The sequence below is a fragment of the Flavobacterium sp. N3904 genome (assembly GCF_025947305.1).
GTDB lineage: Bacteria > Bacteroidota > Bacteroidia > Flavobacteriales > Flavobacteriaceae > Flavobacterium.
This window is the reverse complement of record NZ_CP110009.1, coordinates 395,964-412,700: the sequence shown is the minus strand read 5'-3', so window position 1 is coordinate 412,700 and position 16,737 is coordinate 395,964. Positions and strand designations below refer to the sequence as shown.

15 protein-coding genes are annotated in these 16,737 nt (G+C 34.6%); 8 read left to right on the top strand and 7 right to left on the bottom strand.

Annotation, left to right across the window (positions count from 1 at the left end; all coding sequences use genetic code 11):
- Positions 1-8 precede the first annotated feature (8 nt).
- The 5 genes from OLM57_RS01880 to OLM57_RS01860 all read right to left on the bottom strand — a co-directional run bounded on the left by OLM57_RS01880 (position 9) and on the right by OLM57_RS01860 (position 5,852).
- Positions 9-2,756 (bottom strand): outer membrane protein assembly factor, encoded by a 2,748-nt coding sequence (locus OLM57_RS01880; RefSeq protein ID WP_264565543.1) that lies wholly within the window; start codon positions 2,754-2,756, stop codon positions 9-11.
- Positions 2,689-3,426, bottom strand: a complete 738-nt coding sequence (locus tag OLM57_RS01875) for an isoprenyl transferase (protein WP_264565542.1) — start codon at positions 3,424-3,426, stop codon at positions 2,689-2,691. The genes OLM57_RS01880 and OLM57_RS01875 overlap by 68 nt, the downstream gene beginning before the upstream one ends.
- Before the next feature lie 3 nt (positions 3,427-3,429).
- A complete protein-coding gene (locus OLM57_RS01870) occupies positions 3,430-4,107 on the bottom strand; it encodes a DUF6089 family protein (protein ID WP_264565541.1) in 678 nt (225 codons plus the stop codon).
- A gap of 160 nt (positions 4,108-4,267) precedes the next feature.
- Positions 4,268-5,152 carry an NAD kinase gene (locus OLM57_RS01865; RefSeq protein ID WP_264565540.1) on the bottom strand — a complete coding sequence of 295 codons (885 nt, stop codon included), beginning with the start codon at positions 5,150-5,152 and terminating at the stop codon, positions 4,268-4,270.
- A 40-nt stretch (positions 5,153-5,192) separates the two neighbouring features.
- Positions 5,193-5,852: a CBS domain-containing protein gene (locus OLM57_RS01860; RefSeq protein WP_264565539.1), complete on the bottom strand. Its 660-nt coding sequence runs from the start codon at positions 5,850-5,852 to the stop codon at positions 5,193-5,195.
- A gap of 115 nt (positions 5,853-5,967) precedes the next feature.
- Here OLM57_RS01860 and OLM57_RS01855 point away from each other — a divergent pair, with 115 nt between their 5' ends.
- The 7 genes from OLM57_RS01855 (at position 5,968) to OLM57_RS01825 (ending at position 12,816) form a co-directional block, all read left to right on the top strand.
- Positions 5,968-6,681 carry a pyridoxine 5'-phosphate synthase gene (locus OLM57_RS01855; protein ID WP_264565538.1) on the top strand — a complete coding sequence of 238 codons (714 nt, stop codon included), beginning with the start codon at positions 5,968-5,970 and terminating at the stop codon, positions 6,679-6,681.
- 26 nt (positions 6,682-6,707) lie between these two features.
- On the top strand, positions 6,708-7,469 hold the full coding sequence (locus OLM57_RS01850) for an alpha/beta fold hydrolase (protein ID WP_264565537.1): 762 nt from the start codon (positions 6,708-6,710) through the stop codon (positions 7,467-7,469).
- Positions 7,470-7,525: 56 nt separating this feature from the next.
- Positions 7,526-7,870, top strand: coding sequence for a phage holin family protein (locus OLM57_RS01845; protein ID WP_264565536.1), 345 nt, complete (start codon positions 7,526-7,528; stop codon positions 7,868-7,870).
- A gap of 169 nt (positions 7,871-8,039) precedes the next feature.
- The gene (locus OLM57_RS01840) at positions 8,040-8,600 is read left to right on the top strand and encodes a helix-turn-helix domain-containing protein (RefSeq protein ID WP_264565535.1); all 561 of its coding nucleotides are present in this window, start codon (positions 8,040-8,042) and stop codon (positions 8,598-8,600) included.
- Positions 8,601-8,697: 97 nt separating this feature from the next.
- On the top strand, positions 8,698-9,066 hold the full coding sequence (locus OLM57_RS01835; RefSeq protein ID WP_264565534.1) for a heavy metal-binding domain-containing protein: 369 nt from the start codon (positions 8,698-8,700) through the stop codon (positions 9,064-9,066).
- A 56-nt stretch (positions 9,067-9,122) separates the two neighbouring features.
- Entirely contained in the window at positions 9,123-11,660 is a 2,538-nt protein-coding gene (locus tag OLM57_RS01830; RefSeq protein WP_264565533.1) for a heavy metal translocating P-type ATPase, read from the top strand.
- Positions 11,661-11,985: 325 nt separating this feature from the next.
- Entirely contained in the window at positions 11,986-12,816 is an 831-nt protein-coding gene (locus OLM57_RS01825) for an SDR family oxidoreductase (protein WP_264565532.1), read from the top strand.
- A 282-nt stretch (positions 12,817-13,098) separates the two neighbouring features.
- Here the strand turns inward: OLM57_RS01825 and OLM57_RS01820 are convergent, their stop codons facing one another.
- Positions 13,099-14,100 carry an IS110 family transposase gene (locus OLM57_RS01820; protein ID WP_264563942.1) on the bottom strand — a complete coding sequence of 334 codons (1,002 nt, stop codon included), beginning with the start codon at positions 14,098-14,100 and terminating at the stop codon, positions 13,099-13,101.
- A gap of 296 nt (positions 14,101-14,396) precedes the next feature.
- Here OLM57_RS01820 and OLM57_RS01815 point away from each other — a divergent pair, with 296 nt between their 5' ends.
- The gene (locus tag OLM57_RS01815; RefSeq protein ID WP_264565531.1) at positions 14,397-15,251 is read left to right on the top strand and encodes a hypothetical protein; all 855 of its coding nucleotides are present in this window, start codon (positions 14,397-14,399) and stop codon (positions 15,249-15,251) included.
- Positions 15,252-15,534: 283 nt separating this feature from the next.
- Here OLM57_RS01815 and OLM57_RS01810 read toward each other — a convergent pair whose 3' ends face one another.
- Positions 15,535-16,536 (bottom strand): IS110 family transposase, encoded by a 1,002-nt coding sequence (locus tag OLM57_RS01810; protein ID WP_264563942.1) that lies wholly within the window; start codon positions 16,534-16,536, stop codon positions 15,535-15,537.
- Positions 16,537-16,737 lie beyond the last annotated feature (201 nt).

The following is a 16,737-nucleotide window of genomic DNA, read 5'->3' as shown; positions in this document are numbered from 1 at the left end:
TAAGATAATTAAAATTGTTGACCAATAATAAAATGTGTTTGCCATCCGCTTGGTTGTATCTGTCCTGGTACAGCATCAAATCCATAACCAAAATCAATACCTAAAAGCCCAAATGCCGGCATAAAAACTCTAAGGCCAACCCCTGCAGAACGAGACAACGCAAAGGGTTGGTAGTCTTGTAACGATGCGTATGAAGAACCTGCTTCAGCAAATGTTAAAGCATAAATAGATGCAGACGATTTTAAAGTGATTGGATAACGTAATTCTAATGAAAACTTATTATAAACTGTAGCTCCAACATCTTGTCCATTTTCAGCGATAGGAGTTAAAGCGCCATTTTCATATCCTCTTAACTGAATGTTTTGTCTTCCATCAATTGAACTTCCGGCCATACCATCACCCCCCATATAGAATCTTTGAAAAGGAATTACTCCTCTATCCATGTTATAAGCTCCTAAGAATCCAAATTGCATTAAAGTTCGTAAAACCAGTTTCTTATACACTGTAGTAAACCAATCCCCAGTAAATTGAATTTTATAATATTCTAACCATTTGTATTTTTCTTGATCTACTTTTCCTGGATCTGCTACGGCATCTTGATAGTTGTCTGGAGCCACATAATTAGGAACTGTACCTGAACTTGGTAATGCATCTACGTAATCTCCTGTATTTACTGCATGTTCATTACTATCTTTATAAGAAACACCTGTATATGTGTATTTGTATTTTTTTTGGTCTCCCAATGTTGCATAATCTATTCCAGTAAATAAGGAATAAGGAAGTGTAAATTGACCTGTTACATTAAATTCTGAACCATAAGTTGGGAATATTGGATTGATTCCTTTGCTGTTTCTAGTTAATCCAACTGTATACGATAAGTTTCTTGACGTTCCATTCGGGAAAGTGAACAATCCATAAAGATAGTTATGTAAATCATATTGTTGGTAACTTATCGACTGTGAAAGTACAAAGTTGTCATCTGGAACAGTCAATCTTTTGGCAGTTCCTATAGACAAAGTTGTTATGTTGATGTATTTTGACTTATCTACTTTTTGAGTTTGATAATTGGCATTGTATTGCTGACTGAATGCTAATGATGTATTAAATTGGATAGGTCTTTTGCCTCCGAACCATGGTTCTGAAAAAGATACACTATAGGTTTTATAATAAGAACTCGCTTGCAATCTCAAAGCAACTTTTTGTCCGTCTCCCATTGGTAGTGGGTGATAAGCGTCTTTGTTGAATAAATTTCTTGCTGAAAAGTTGTTGAATGAAAGCCCTAATGTTCCTACAAAACCACCTCCACCGTAACCTCCTTGCAGTTCTATTTGGCTAGCGCCTTTTTCAACTAGATTGTATTCAATATCTACGGTTCCGGCACCAGAATCTACATTTTTGAATTTTGGTTCAATTTTTTCAGGATCAAAAAATCCTAATTGGCCAATCTCTCTTATGGTTCTTACTAATTCAGCTTTGTTGTATTTTTCTCCAGGATGGGTCCTTAATTCTCGGTATATAACTTCGTCATTCGTTTTGTCGTTACCAACAACTGTTATTTTATTGAAATACGCTACAGGTCCTTCAGTTACACGAATTTCAAAATCAATTGTATTATTTACAGTTTTAACTTCGACTGCATTAATATTTGAAAATAAATATCCATTATTTTGGTACAAATTAGTAATATCCTCCCCGTCAGGTTTTGATTTATCAGAAATTCTTTCTTCCAGCAATACACCATTATAAACATCTCCAGGCTGAATCCCTAACATGCTGCTTAACCCTTGATCTGAATATACTGTATTTCCAATAAATTTGATATTTCCAAAATAATATCTCTGTCCTTCTTCTATGTTAATTTTAATATGAAGAGCATCTTTTTCTTTGTTGTAAGTAACGGTGTCGCTTTTTATACGAGCATCTCTATATCCAATTTTTTTATAATCCTTTACAATAGACTCTAAATCTTCTTGATATTTTTCTTCAATAAATTTGGATCGTTTTAGTATGTTAAAAGGATTTTGAATCTTAGTATTCTTCATCGATTTAAGCAGTTTTTTGCCTGCTATTTCTTTATTTCCTTCAATGTCAATTTCGTATATTTTTACCTTTTCACCTTTGTCAACATTTACCAGCATATTCACTTCATTGGTTGTAGCTGTGTCTTTCTTTGTGGTGATGTAAACTTTGGCATTAAAATAGCCGTCTTTTTTAAACGTCTTTTCAATATAATTTTTTGTCGTGGTGATTAAATTCTCGGTCACAATTTTACCATTGGTTAGACCGTTATCCTTAATGTAAGTTTCGGCTTTGCTTTTAGAAACACCAACAATTTTTACTTCATTTATTTTGGGCAATTCTTTGATGTCTAAGTCTAAGTAGATGCTGTCATTTTGAACACGATTTACATAAAATGAAATTTCGTCAAAAAGACCTAACTTTCCTAGTTTTTTGATGGCGCTGCTTATTTGTTCTCCGGGGATGGTAATTTCTTGACCTTTTTCTAAACCCGCAAAAGTAATTACGGTTTGTGGATTGAAACTAATGTCGCCAACAATGGCTACATCGGCAAGTATGTATTTTTTTCCTTGATCAAAAGGGACTCTGTCTTGAGCTTTTATTTGAGTAAAACTTCCTAATATAAAAAGGGTAAGGACTAATTTTATGCTTTTATGTAACACTAAAAAATTATTTAATTTGTTCACTTGTTTTTCCAAATCGACGTTCTCTTTTTTGATAACTAATAATAGCCTCATATAAATCTTTTTCTTTAAAGTCAGGCCATAACACTTCCGTAAAATAAAGTTCTGAATAGGCAATTTGCCACAACAAAAAGTTACTTATTCTGTGTTCTCCACTAGTTCTTATTAATAAATCAACATCCGGTAAATTATGCGTGTAAAGATGCTCATTTATAATTGAATCGTCAATAGCGTCTATTGAAATTATATTATTTTTAACTTTATCGCTTATTATTTTAACAACATTAACAATTTCTTCTCTAGATCCGTAGCTTAAGGCTAGAGTTAAAGTCATTTTTGTATTGTTTTTTGTTTTTTCTATAACATCCTGTAATTCTTTCTGAGCGTTTTTAGGTAATTTATCTAAATTGCCTATTGCGTTCATTTTCATGTTGTTTTCGAGCAATGTTGGCAGTTCTTTTTTTAATGAATTGATAAGAACTTTCATTAAAGTATCCACTTCCAGCTTGGGTCTGTTCCAGTTTTCTGTAGAGAAAGCATATAAAGTAAGGTACTCAACTCCCAAATCAGAACAAGCTTTGATGATTTTTTTTACCGACTTTGATCCGCTTTTATGCCCCAAGGTTCTTAAAAAACCTTTTTGTTTTGCCCATCGACCATTCCCATCCATAATAATGGCGAGGTGTTTCGGAATGTTGTCTTTATTTATTTCTTCTTTTAACATTTTCTATTCTCTACAATAACAGGGTTTTTCTCCAAACGTGTACGTAAGTGTAACTCCCGAAAAAACATACCAATCATTATTATTTATGTTACCAAATTTAGGGAAAGATTCGTTTTTAACATTACTTCCGTCAATATTATCGGTAAAAGTATAATTGGCCCTAACTTCGACAGCTAAAATAAAATTTTCAGCAATATTTGATTTTACACCAACGATCATCGGTATGGCGATTGAAGTTAATGTTCCACTTGTTGCTATCGTGTTACCAGATAAATATTTACCGTCATAAAAAAAATAACTCAAACCTGATGACACATAAGGTGTGATTTTGTTTTTATATTCATGAAGGTTAAAATCAAAAAAATTGAATTCCAACCCTGCAGATAATTCTTTTACATTATTTACAAAACTATATCCTCTATTATATCTGCCAGGCTCTTTAGAATCATTGTCATTTGATGATATTTGTGATTGAGTGTAAGAAAATCTATAGGCGTGTCTCGGGCTTTTATTCCATTTGTATATAATACCAAAAGCTGGTTCGTTTGGGTTAATGTAATTTGTAGAACCAACATCTCCTATGTAATTACTGCCGCCCAAAAAAACACCTATTTCATGAATTTGAGCATGAATAGTTGAAAAAGCAAAAAAACATAAAAATGAAATGAAAATATTCTTCATAAATTTAAAAATTGCGTGCAAATATAATAATTATCAATAGTATTCAATACAGATTATGATAATAGTGCTTTATTTTAGACCAGACCACTATTTGTATCTACATACTACTGATATCAAACGACAAAAAGGATCTTTATCGTATAAATTTTTTTGAAGCAGCTTAATTCCTTCTGTCTTCTCCCCAAAGTAATTTGGTTCTTAATGTTTTTAAAAAGGTTTCTTCTGGAATTTCAACCATATTAATTTCAAAAGGTGTTTTCTTTATCGTTAAAATAGAATCGTTTTTTACTGTTGTTATTCTTGAATCTAACGAAACTAAATATTGTTCCTCTCTTCCAGAAACTTTCAGTCTGATTTCGGTTTCATCTGGAACTACTAATGGTCTGGCATTCAGATTGTGTGGTGCAATAGGTGTTATTACTAAACTTTTTACCGTTGGTGTCAAAATAGGGCCGCCACAGCTTAATGAGTATCCTGTCGAGCCAGTTGGTGTTGCAATAATTAGGCCATCTGCCCAATACGAGTTTAAAAACTCATCGTTTAAATATGTTTCAATTGTGATCATTGAAGTAGTGTCTTTTCTACTTACCGATATTTCATTCATTGCAAAATCCAGTTCTTCTATGGCTTCATTGTCTGGTGAACATTTTAGACTCAATAATGTTCTTTTTGATATGGTGTATTTTTTGTCAATTACAAATTGCATGAATTCGGCAATGTTTTCTTTTTGTACAGTTGCAAGAAAACCTAACCTCCCTGCATTAATACCTAGAATAGGTACGCCTGAATTGCGAACAAGTGTTACCGCTCTCAATATTGTACCATCTCCGCCAATACTAATTAGCATATCAAAACTTTTGTCTAATTCAGAATGGTCAGAAAATGTTTTGTACTCTTTTTTTATAATATTTTTTTCATACAGCATTTTCAGAAAATTCGATTCAATAACCATTTCAACATTATTAGTGTTAAAAAAAACAAAGATGTCTTTGATAATGGGTTCTGTGCTTACTAAATAATACTGACCGTAAATAGCTACTTTCATGTTTTTGGTTGATCTGTTGTTTTGAATGGAATTGTGGAAATTACATGTTCATGTATTTATCCAAATAATCGGATCGTTCTTTTAGGTTGTTGATGTAATTGTCTTCATAATGCTCAGACAAAATCTCATAATTATACCTTCTAAAGGTTTGTATTATTTCGTTTAATGAACCTAAATTTATTTTAATAGTTACTTGAACAGTATTTATATCGGAATCTGAGATAAACAATCCCAATAATTTTCCATTATTACTTTCGACTATTTGGGTAATTTGACTCATCGAATAATCAACGGTATTTTTTCTGACTACTATAATAGCTCCCTGTTCTTTTAAAAATGGAGTTTCATGAAAGAATTTTATAATATCTTGAATCTCATAATACCCTAAATATTTGTTGTTTTCATCCAAAACAGGAACCAAATTGGTATGGTTTTTTGCAAAAACTTCCAACACATCTAGCCATATCATATTTGATCTCGCAAAAAAATGTTCGAGGGTGTATTTATAGTCAATTGCAGTTTTATCACTATCAAAAGTTTCAATATCATCGGCAGCGATGCTTCCAATAAAAATTTCTTCTTCGATTACCGGGAAATGAGAAAAGTGCAAATCGGCAAAGAAATCCTGAACAGCTCCAATAGTTTCGTAGCTGTTAATCGCCTTATAATCGTTTGTTATGTAGTTTTTAATATCTGTCATAAATCTATCCTCAATAATTGACGCAAAATAATCAAAAATATGCAAAATATGCTACCTTTTACTTTGTATTTTTGCCTTAATAAATATAATAATACACCTAATAATAGTTCTATCAATGACAAAATTAAGCGTTAATATAAATAAAATTGCTACTTTGCGTAATGCACGGGGCGGAAATGTACCCGATTTATTCAAAGTGGCTACTGATATTCAGCAATTTGGAGGTCAAGGAATCACAATTCATCCTCGTCCGGATGAACGCCATATTCGCTATCAGGATGCGAGAGATTTAAAATCAATTGTTTACACAGAATACAATATTGAAGGAAATCCAGAGCAGTCTTTCATTGATTTAGTACTCGAAATAAAACCTACTCAAGTCACTTTAGTGCCCGATGCGGTGGATGCCATAACTTCAAATGCGGGTTGGGACACTATAAAGCATGCTTCTTTTTTGACAGATGTTGTTAAAGAATTTCAAAGAAACGGAATTCGGACTTCTATTTTTGTCGATCCTGTTCTTGAAATGATTGAAGGAGCAAAAAAAGTAGGAACCGAAAGAATAGAGTTGTATACAGAAGCTTTTGCCCATCAATATGGTTTAGGTAATAAGAATGGAATTGATCCTTACGTTGCTTCAGCCGTTTTGGCAAATGAATTGGGATTGGGAATTAATGCCGGTCACGATTTGAGTTTGGATAACATTCAGTTTTTCAACCAGAATATTCCCGGACTATTGGAAGTTTCCATTGGACATGCCCTTATTTCAGAAGCTATTTACCTAGGTTTGGATAATGTGGTAAACATGTATCTGCAAAAATTAAAATAGTTTCTAATTTTCAATCTGTATTCAATATGTTATATTCAAAAATAGAAGGAGAAGGTTTTCCTCTTTTAATACTTCATGGATTCCTGGGAATGTCAGATAACTGGAAAACCCTTGGTGTTCAATTTGCTGAAGCTGGTTTTCAAGTTCATTTATTAGATATGAGAAATCATGGGCGCAGTTTTCATTCTGAAGAGTTCAGTTATGAAGTTATGGTTCAGGATGTTTATGATTATTGTCAAGAAAATAATTTAAACAACATTTCTATTATTGGCCACTCAATGGGCGGTAAAATAGCTATGCTTTTGGCGACTACCTATCCTAAACTTATCGATAAATTAGTAGTAGCGGATATTGGTCCAAAATATTATGCACCACACCATCAAGATATTTTGGCAGGATTGAATGCTGTTGATTTTTCGGTTAAACCCAGTCGAAATGAAGTTGAGGAAGTATTGAAAAATTACATTCCTGATTTTGGCACAAGACAATTTTTGATGAAAAGCCTGTACTGGCAAGAACCGGGACAATTGGCTTTTCGATTTAATTTGAGTGTTTTTAATCATAAAATCGATCAAATCGGTAAAGCATTAAATCCAGATTCGGTTTTTAAAAAGCCTACACTTTTTATTCGCGGTGGAAATTCAAATTATATTTTGGACAGTGATTTTGAAAATATAAAAAAACATTTCCCAAATTCAGATATTCAGACTATTCCAAATGTAGGTCATTGGCTTCATGCCGAAAATCCTAAAATGTTTTATGAATTGGTAAACGCTTTTTTGAAATAATTTAGATACAAATAAAAATTTTACTATATTTATTAAAATTTTAAAAAGAGATACCTATGAATTTACTAATTAGAATAATCGTTACTGCAGGTTTAGTTTTTGGAATTGCTCATTTTTTACCGGGTGTTCATGTGGCGGGATTTTATACGGCAGCCGTGGTTGCAGTCGTTTTGGCATTGCTTAATGTATTTGTTAAACCTATAATGGTATTGTTAACACTGCCTTTTACAATTATAACTCTAGGATTATTTTTATTGGTTGTAAACGCCATAATTATATTGCTGTGTACCAAAATTGTTGGAGGTTTTACAGTAGATACTTTTTGGGTTGCCATGATTTTTAGTGTGATTCTTTCATTATGCCAGTCTATTGTTTATTCTATTATTGGTAACGAAAAATAATTAAAGTTGAAATGTTTATTTAAAAGTCAAGATGATTCCTGTTTTGTCTTATTTTAAAGGCATATAAACTTCTTATATATTGTAATAGCTGCATTTGGAATCCCTAGGAAACCAAATGCAGTTTTGCAATTTATGAACATTAGTTAGGTCACATTTTGGACACAAAAAAATGAAAATATACATCAAGAACATGGTTTGCGATCGTTGCATAATGGCAGTGAGATCTGAGTTTGAAAAATCCGGAATCCATCCACTTGCAATCGAGTTGGGTCAAGTCGAACTTTTGAATGAATGGGACGAAAAGAACAAACTGCTTTTGAAAAAAAGGTTGGAAGAACTCGGTTTTGAAATCGTTGAGGACAAAATAAGAATCACTGTCGAAAAAATAAAAAGTCTAATTATTGCATTGGTTCATCATCAGAATTTGGGTTTAAAAGTCAACTTATCGAGCTATTTAGCCCAAAACTTAGCTCAAGATTACAACACATTAAGTAATTTATTTTCAGAGGTTGAAGGAGTGACTATCGAACATTTTTTTATAAAGCAAAAAATTGAAAAAGTAAAAGAGCTATTGACGTATAATGAATTGTCATTAAGTGAAATTGCCTATAAAATGAATTATAGTGATGTAGCTCATTTGAGTAATCAATTCAAAAAAATAACGGGAATCACACCTACTAAATTCAAATTGCTGGATAAAAACAAAAGAACGCAAATAGATCATTTGTAAATTTTACAAATGGTTTTGGGAAATATACAACAATAGCACACTATTATTTTCTGAACTTTGACTAGTTAAAATAAATAAATCATTAAAAATAAAAATCATGAAAACACTATTTATCGCTTTGGCGGCATTCTTTGCTATAGGTACCGCCGTATCAGCTCAAACAACAACAAAAACAACAACTACGACAACCAAAAAAGAGGTTCAGAAAACAATGTATACCTGCCCGATGCATCCCAAAGAAATGAGTGACAAAAAGGGACAATGCCCAAAATGTGGCATGGACATGGTGGCAACTAAAGTAACTGTTCACAATGCCGCTGTCAAAGGAAGCCAGACTTCCACTACCGTAAAAACCAAATATGTTTGTACAATGGACGGTTCTACTGCCAATAAACCAGGGAAATGCCCAAAATGTGGAATGGCAATGACCGAGAAAAAAGTGGAAACTAAAGAGATCAAACAATAAAATTATTTTAAACAGCCTTGTAATTTTACAAGGCTGTTTTTTTATAAAGAAAAATAATGACACATACATATACTGTTACAGGAATGTCTTGCGATGGTTGCCGTTCTAAAGTGGAAAAAACATTAAATGCTATTGAAGGGGTAAAAGCTTCGGTTACTTTAGATCCGCCAATGGCAACAATTGTTATGGAAAAACACATTCCCCTTTTCCAATTTCAAAAAGCCTTATACGCCGTTGGAAAATACACAATAGCCGAAGACGATTCAGCATCGACAGCTCATCAACAACAAGGTAAATCCGCAACCAAATCGTGTTGCGACTCAAAAGAACCAAACGAACATCAGCACCATAAAATTCCAAATAACAATCCGGGAAAGTATTATTGCCCGATGTTTTGCGAAGGCGACAAAGTCTATGACAAAGCGGGAGATTGTCCGGTTTGCGGAATGGATTTGGTAAAATACCCCGAATTGGCTGCTCAAAAAGCGAAGTACACTTGCCCGATGCATCCCGAGATTGTTCAGGATCAGCCTGGTTCATGCCCAATTTGCGGAATGGATTTGGTGCCAATGGCCACTGCCGATTCCGATGAAGAGGAAGGGTATAAAGCCATGTTGCGAAAAATGAAAATTGCGGTCGGATTTACAGTGCCTATTTTTATCATTGCCATGTCCGACATGATTCCCAATAATCCAATATATCAATTGATGGATCCCAACAAGTGGAACTGGGTACAGCTGTTTTTGTCATTGCCGGTTGTCTTTTATGCCTGTTGGATATTCTTTGTAAGAGCTTGGAAATCGATACTGACCTGGAATCTCAATATGTTTACGCTTATCGGGATTGGGTCAGGAGTCGCGTTTCTGTTTAGTTTGGTGGGATTGTTCTTTCCAGATATTTTTCCACATGAATTCAAAAATCATCACGGGGTGGTATCGCTTTATTTTGAAGCCACAACCGTAATCCTTACTTTGGTATTATTGGGACAATTGATGGAGGCCAAAGCGCACAGCCAGACCAGCGGTGCCATAAAAGCACTGTTGAAATTGGCGCCTACCGAAGCTACTTTGATTATTGAGGGTAAAGATTCAGTAATTTCGATCAACGACATCAAGAAAGGTGATTTGTTGCGTGTAAAACCGGGAGACAAAATTCCGGTGGACGGAAAAATAACCGACGGTTCGAGTCATGTTGATGAGTCGATGATAACCGGAGAACCGATCCCTGTTGACAAAACCATTGGCGATTCGGTAAGTTCCGGAACCATTAACGGCAACAAATCCTTTGAGATGGTTGCCGAAAAAGTAGGTTCCGAAACCCTGCTTTCGCAAATTATTCAAATGGTAAACGACGCCAGCCGATCTCGTGCACCCATTCAAAAACTGGCCGACAGGATTGCCAAATATTTCGTTCCCATTGTAGTGCTGATTGCTCTTTTGACCTTTTTTGTTTGGGTCAATTTTGGTCCCGAACCCAGATTGGTATACGGATTTATCAATGCCATAGCGGTGCTTATTATTGCCTGTCCCTGTGCCTTGGGTCTAGCAACACCCATGTCTGTTATGGTTGGAGTAGGAAAAGGGGCGCAATCGGGGGTTTTGATAAAAAACGCCGAAGCACTCGAAAATATGAATAAAGTAACGGTTTTAATTACCGACAAAACAGGAACCCTCACAGAGGGAAAACCTTCGGTAGAGAACGTATATGCGGTAAATAATGATGAAGAGAATCTGCTGCAATTGATTGCTTCGGTCAATAAATACAGCGAACATCCTTTGGCGGAAGCCGTTCTTCAATTTGCCAAAACACAGAATAGCACTTTATCCGAAGTTCAGGATTTTGAAGCCATTGCCGGAAAAGGAGTTCTGGGAAGTGTCAACAACCAAAAAGTGGCTTTGGGCAATAAAAAATTAATGGAGCAAATCAACGCCAACGTTCCCGATGAATTAGAAAATAAAATTGGGGCAGAACAAAAGCTAGGCAAAACAGTCTCCTATATTTCCATTGATCGTCATGTGGTTGGTTTTGTTTCGATAGTAGATGCCATAAAAAAAACCAGTGCTGCTGCGGTTCAGGAGCTAATTCGTCAGGGAGTCGAAGTGATTATGCTTACGGGTGACAATGAAAATACTGCCAAAGCAGTGGCAGATACGTTGAGCTTGTCTGCCTACAAAGCGAGCTGTTTACCCGAAGACAAACTCCAGCAAATAAAAAAATTACAGGCACAAGGAAAAATTGTTGCGATGGCGGGCGACGGAATAAACGATGCTCCCGCTTTGGCGCAAGCCGATATCGGAATTGCGATGGGAACCGGAACCGATGTCGCCATCGAAAGTGCCAAAATCACACTCGTAAAAGGCGATTTGCAAGGCATCGTAAAAGCCAAAAACCTGAGCCACGCCGTAATGCGAAACATCAAACAAAACCTGGTATTTGCCTTTTTGTACAATGTGCTAGGAATCCCGGTTGCTGCAGGTGTATTGTATCCCGTATTCGGAATTTTGCTTTCGCCGATGATAGCCGCTTTGGCCATGAGTTTCAGCTCGGTTTCTGTAATTACAAATGCGCTGAGACTACGAAATTTAAAATTGTAGAAATTACTATTGCTATTTTGGGCGTGACCACCGTCAGAAAAAAGGGCTAGCTTCTGTGTCGTCACGGCCCTTTTTCCTGACGGTGGTCGGGCTATTGCCATTACTGCGGTAATTTGGCGCTATCCCTCACGCGCACCCGAGATCTTTAGGGAAAGCAAAAAGTTTTGTTTTTTCAAGAACTATTCGGTTCCTTTAAATAAATACATTTGCTCTGATTCATACGGATTTATTTATACTTTAGCAATACCAAAAGGATTGCACATGTCAGAGCTACACACTAGTTGGTGGTAATGCCAACGAACGGAACCTTAAAAAGTGACAGATAATGAATAAAAAAATAATAGTTGTAATTGGAGCAGGTTCAATTGGACAAGCAATTGTAAGGCGAATTGGAGCAGATAAACACATTTTACTTGCAGACCTAAACGAAACAAATGCTGACAAGGCTTCTGTAGTTTTAAGTGAAGCTGGTTTTGTAGTGAGCACCACGACAGTTGATGTTTCTTCAAGACAATCGGTACTTTTGATGATTAAGGTTGCTTTAGAATTAGGAGACATTGTAGGATTAATTCATACAGCAGGAGTTTCACCATCGCAAGCTTCACCTGAGACAATTTTGAAGGTTGATTTATACGGAACTGCAATTGTGCTTGAAGAATTTGGAAAAGTAATTTTTCAAGGCGGTTCAGGAGTTGTTATCGCTTCTCAATCAGGACACAGATTAGAACCTTTGTCAATAGAGCAAAACAAAGCACTTGCGACTACACCAACAGAAGAATTACTTTCATTGCCATTTCTTCAGCTAGACAAAATAAAAGACTCCCTTCATTCTTATCAACTTTCAAAAAGAGGGAATTCATTGCGAGTAATGGCAGAAGCAGTTCGTTGGGGAAAACGCGGTGCAAGAATAAACACAATTAGTCCTGGAATTATAATTACACCACTTGCCAAAGACGAACTAAATGGACCGAGAGGAGATGGTTATAGAAAAATGATTGACTCTTGTGCAGTTGGTAGAGCAGGAACGCCTGACGAAGTTGGAAATGTTGCGAATTTATTAATGGGACAAGATGGAGCATTTATAACAGGAAGTGATTTTTTAATGGACGGAGGTGTAACAGCAGAATATTGGTATGGAGAATCATCACAGAAATAAAAATGCACTACCACCAACAGCCACTACAACGGATTTGGGCAATTGGCTAAATGGAAAGTGGGTTTTGTATTTGGGATGATTTGGCAAATCCGAAAATAGGGCTTAATTTAATCCCAAACCCGCTGATTACTATGAAATTACCAAATAAAAATTCATAAAAAAAGCCATCTATTTTTTGCGAATAATTAATAACTTTGGTTTAGAAAAAACAAAAAAGTCTTGCGAAGGGGAAGAGCATTTTTTTCTCTTTCCTTTCAAAAGAAATTTTATTTAATGTTTTTTTTACGCTACTTGTCTTTTTTCAAACATTTTGTTTTCTCTTATGCATGCACATACTCTATGTACAAGTTTGTTCCTAACATTGTTTATGATAAGCATCTTGTTTTTACCTTCTTCCACCTTTCGATTAAAATAATTTTTTAATTCTGGATCACTGGTAATTGCTGACAAGGCACACATATGAAGCTGTTTTTTTAATTTTTTGTTAGCCACATAATGGACTTTTGGTTTTGAGCGAATACTTTTCCCCGAGGTATGTTCAAAAGGTACAACACCTGCATAACAAGCCAGTTGGCGAGGAGTTGTATACATTGTAAATTCGTTTGTAAAACAAATCAAAAACAAAGCCGTTACTTTTCCTATGCCAATAACAGATGTGACAAGAGTGAAAATTCTAGAAATATTTTCATCGTCACTTATTGTTTTGTCCAATTGTTTTTCAATGTTTTTTAGATCCAAATCAATTCCCTTGATGGTGCTTTTCTGTAGTTTTTCAGAGAGTCTGGCTACTTCCAAATCAAAGGCTTTGAGTTCTTTTACATTTCGCAACAAAGAAGCTTTTGTTGCAACTAATTTTTCCCGCAGGGACAAAAGATTTCTCATTTTGTTGATTTCCATTCTGGGAGCATTAAAAATAACTGCTTCCTCCACATTTTTCATGGCATAAAAAGCAATTCTTTGGGCATCAACTTTGTCGTTTTTGCCTCTTTGAACCCCAATGCTGCGAATAATTTTCAGTGACATTTCGACCCAAAGTGAGAACTTTTCAATCATTAGACATTTGATTATTAACTTACCGTACATTCCTGTGTGTTCTAAACAAACAAGCGTGTTTTCAAACGTCGAACCTTGTTCCTTGAGCCATTTGCAAAGGGACTTGATTCCTTTGTAATCATTTACAAACTGGCTGTGAATTGATTTTTCTTTATTTCTATCCAAAATTACTACGGCATCAAAATATTCTTTTGACACATCAATACCTAAAAAATGTTTAAATTTACTCATAAGAAAAGATTTTAAGGATTAGCAACCAAATTATTGAACACACTCGTAACCTTGAAAATAGGCCTTAAAACCTGAATTACTATTTGATGCTTGCTCAATATAAACTGACAAAGTCCTAATCAGCGGATAAGTCTAAAAACTTTGTAGTACCAATGGTGTACTTTGTCAGTTTGGTTGTTAATTTAAATTTACGAATAATTTATTATGCAAATCTAAAGGTAGTGCCAGAGCGTTAGCGGTCAGGCTACGTGAGTGTAAAAAAATATGTACAGAAATAAATAAGAACAACTATATAAATGGATGCAACAACAAAAAATAAAATTGGAGAATTTATTTGTGGAGACGATGTTGCTAAATATCCTGTTTACAGAAGTTCATTTTATTTAACGAGATTTTTTCAAGAAATAGGAATTGATGCAACTCATGATGGTTCGACAAGAAATAAATGGGCACAAGAAATAATTTCAAAATTAAACGGAACAGATTTACAAAAAGTAATTTTACGATTAGTATCGCCTAAACTTTATGGTGGAAATAGAGAGCATATAAAACTAGCTTTGAATACTATGAATGAAATTTTAGCAGTAGAAAGTTTGAAAATTATAATTGAAGGAATTGAGCCAAAATTGACTAGACAAAAACCAAATTATGATTTTGAAGAGAAACCTGCCGAAAGAGAACTGAAACCATTACCGCCACCAGATTTTAACAAGTTAAATTTAGAAACTGGAATTTCAGAAATACTTCAACAAAGATGGAATGAAATCCAAAGTTGCATAGATGTAAATGCTACAGTTAGTGCCGTAATTATGATGGGAAGTATGCTGGAAGGCTTTTTAATGGGAACTATGCAAAGAAGACCACAAATTGCAAACAAAGCATCAAATGCTCCAAAAAAAGATGGAGTTGTAAAACATTTTGCAGATTGGACTTTAAGCGATATGATTGACGTTGGACATGAAGTTGGTTGGATACAACTCGACGTAAAGAAATTTAGCCACGCACTCCGAGATTTTAGAAATATTATTCATCCATATCAACAACTTGCTGTAAGAACGAATCCTGATATTGATACTTGTAAAATATCTTGGTTGGTAGTTCAAGCAGCTTGTAATGATATAGCAAATTGGATTAATAAAAATGAAAAATAAAAAGCCGGAAACGCATAACACACGCTACAAGAAATTTGGGTTTTAGGCTTAATTTGAAAATGGTTTTGTATTTGGGATGATTTGGCAAATCCGAAAATAGGGCTTGATTTAGTCCCAAACCCGCTGATTACTATGAAATTACCAAATAAAAATTCATAAAAAAAGCCATCTATTTTTTGCGAATAATTAATAACTTTGGTTTAGAAAAAACAAAAAAGTCTTGCGAAGGGGAAGAGCATTTTTTTCTCTTTCCTTTCAAAAGAAATTTTATTTAATGTTTTTTTTACGCTACTTGTCTTTTTTCAAACATTTTGTTTTCTCTTATGCATGCACATACTCTATGTACAAGTTTGTTCCTAACATTGTTTATGATAAGCATCTTGTTTTTACCTTCTTCCACCTTTCGATTAAAATAATTTTTTAATTCTGGATCACTGGTAATTGCTGACAAGGCACACATATGAAGCTGTTTTTTTAATTTTTTGTTAGCCACATAATGGACTTTTGGTTTTGAGCGAATACTTTTCCCCGAGGTATGTTCAAAAGGTACAACACCTGCATAACAAGCCAGTTGGCGAGGAGTTGTATACATTGTAAATTCGTTTGTAAAACAAATCAAAAACAAAGCCGTTACTTTTCCTATGCCAATAACAGATGTGACAAGAGTGAAAATTCTAGAAATATTTTCATCGTCACTTATTGTTTTGTCCAATTGTTTTTCAATGTTTTTTAGATCCAAATCAATTCCCTTGATGGTGCTTTTCTGTAGTTTTTCAGAGAGTCTGGCTACTTCCAAATCAAAGGCTTTGAGTTCTTTTACATTTCGCAACAAAGAAGCTTTTGTTGCAACTAATTTTTCCCGCAGGGACAAAAGATTTCTCATTTTGTTGATTTCCATTCTGGGAGCATTAAAAATAACTGCTTCCTCCACATTTTTCATGGCATAAAAAGCAATTCTTTGGGCATCAACTTTGTCGTTTTTGCCTCTTTGAACCCCAATGCTGCGAATAATTTTCAGTGACATTTCGACCCAAAGTGAGAACTTTTCAATCATTAGACATTTGATTATTAACTTACCGTACATTCCTGTGTGTTCTAAACAAACAAGCGTGTTTTCAAACGTCGAACCTTGTTCCTTGAGCCATTTGCAAAGGGACTTGATTCCTTTGTAATCATTTACAAACTGGCTGTGAATTGATTTTTCTTTATTTCTATCCAAAATTACTACGGCATCAAAATATTCTTTTGACACATCAATACCTAAAAAATGTTTAAATTTACTCATAAGAAAAGATTTTAAGGATTAGCAACCAAATTATTGAACACACTCGTAACCTTGAAAATAGGCCTTAAAACCTGAATTACTATTTGATGCTTGCTCAATATAAACTGACAAAGTCCTAATCAGCGGATAAGTCTAAAAACTTTGTAGTACCAATGGTGTACTTTGTCAGTTTGGTTGTTAATTTAAATTTACGAATAATTT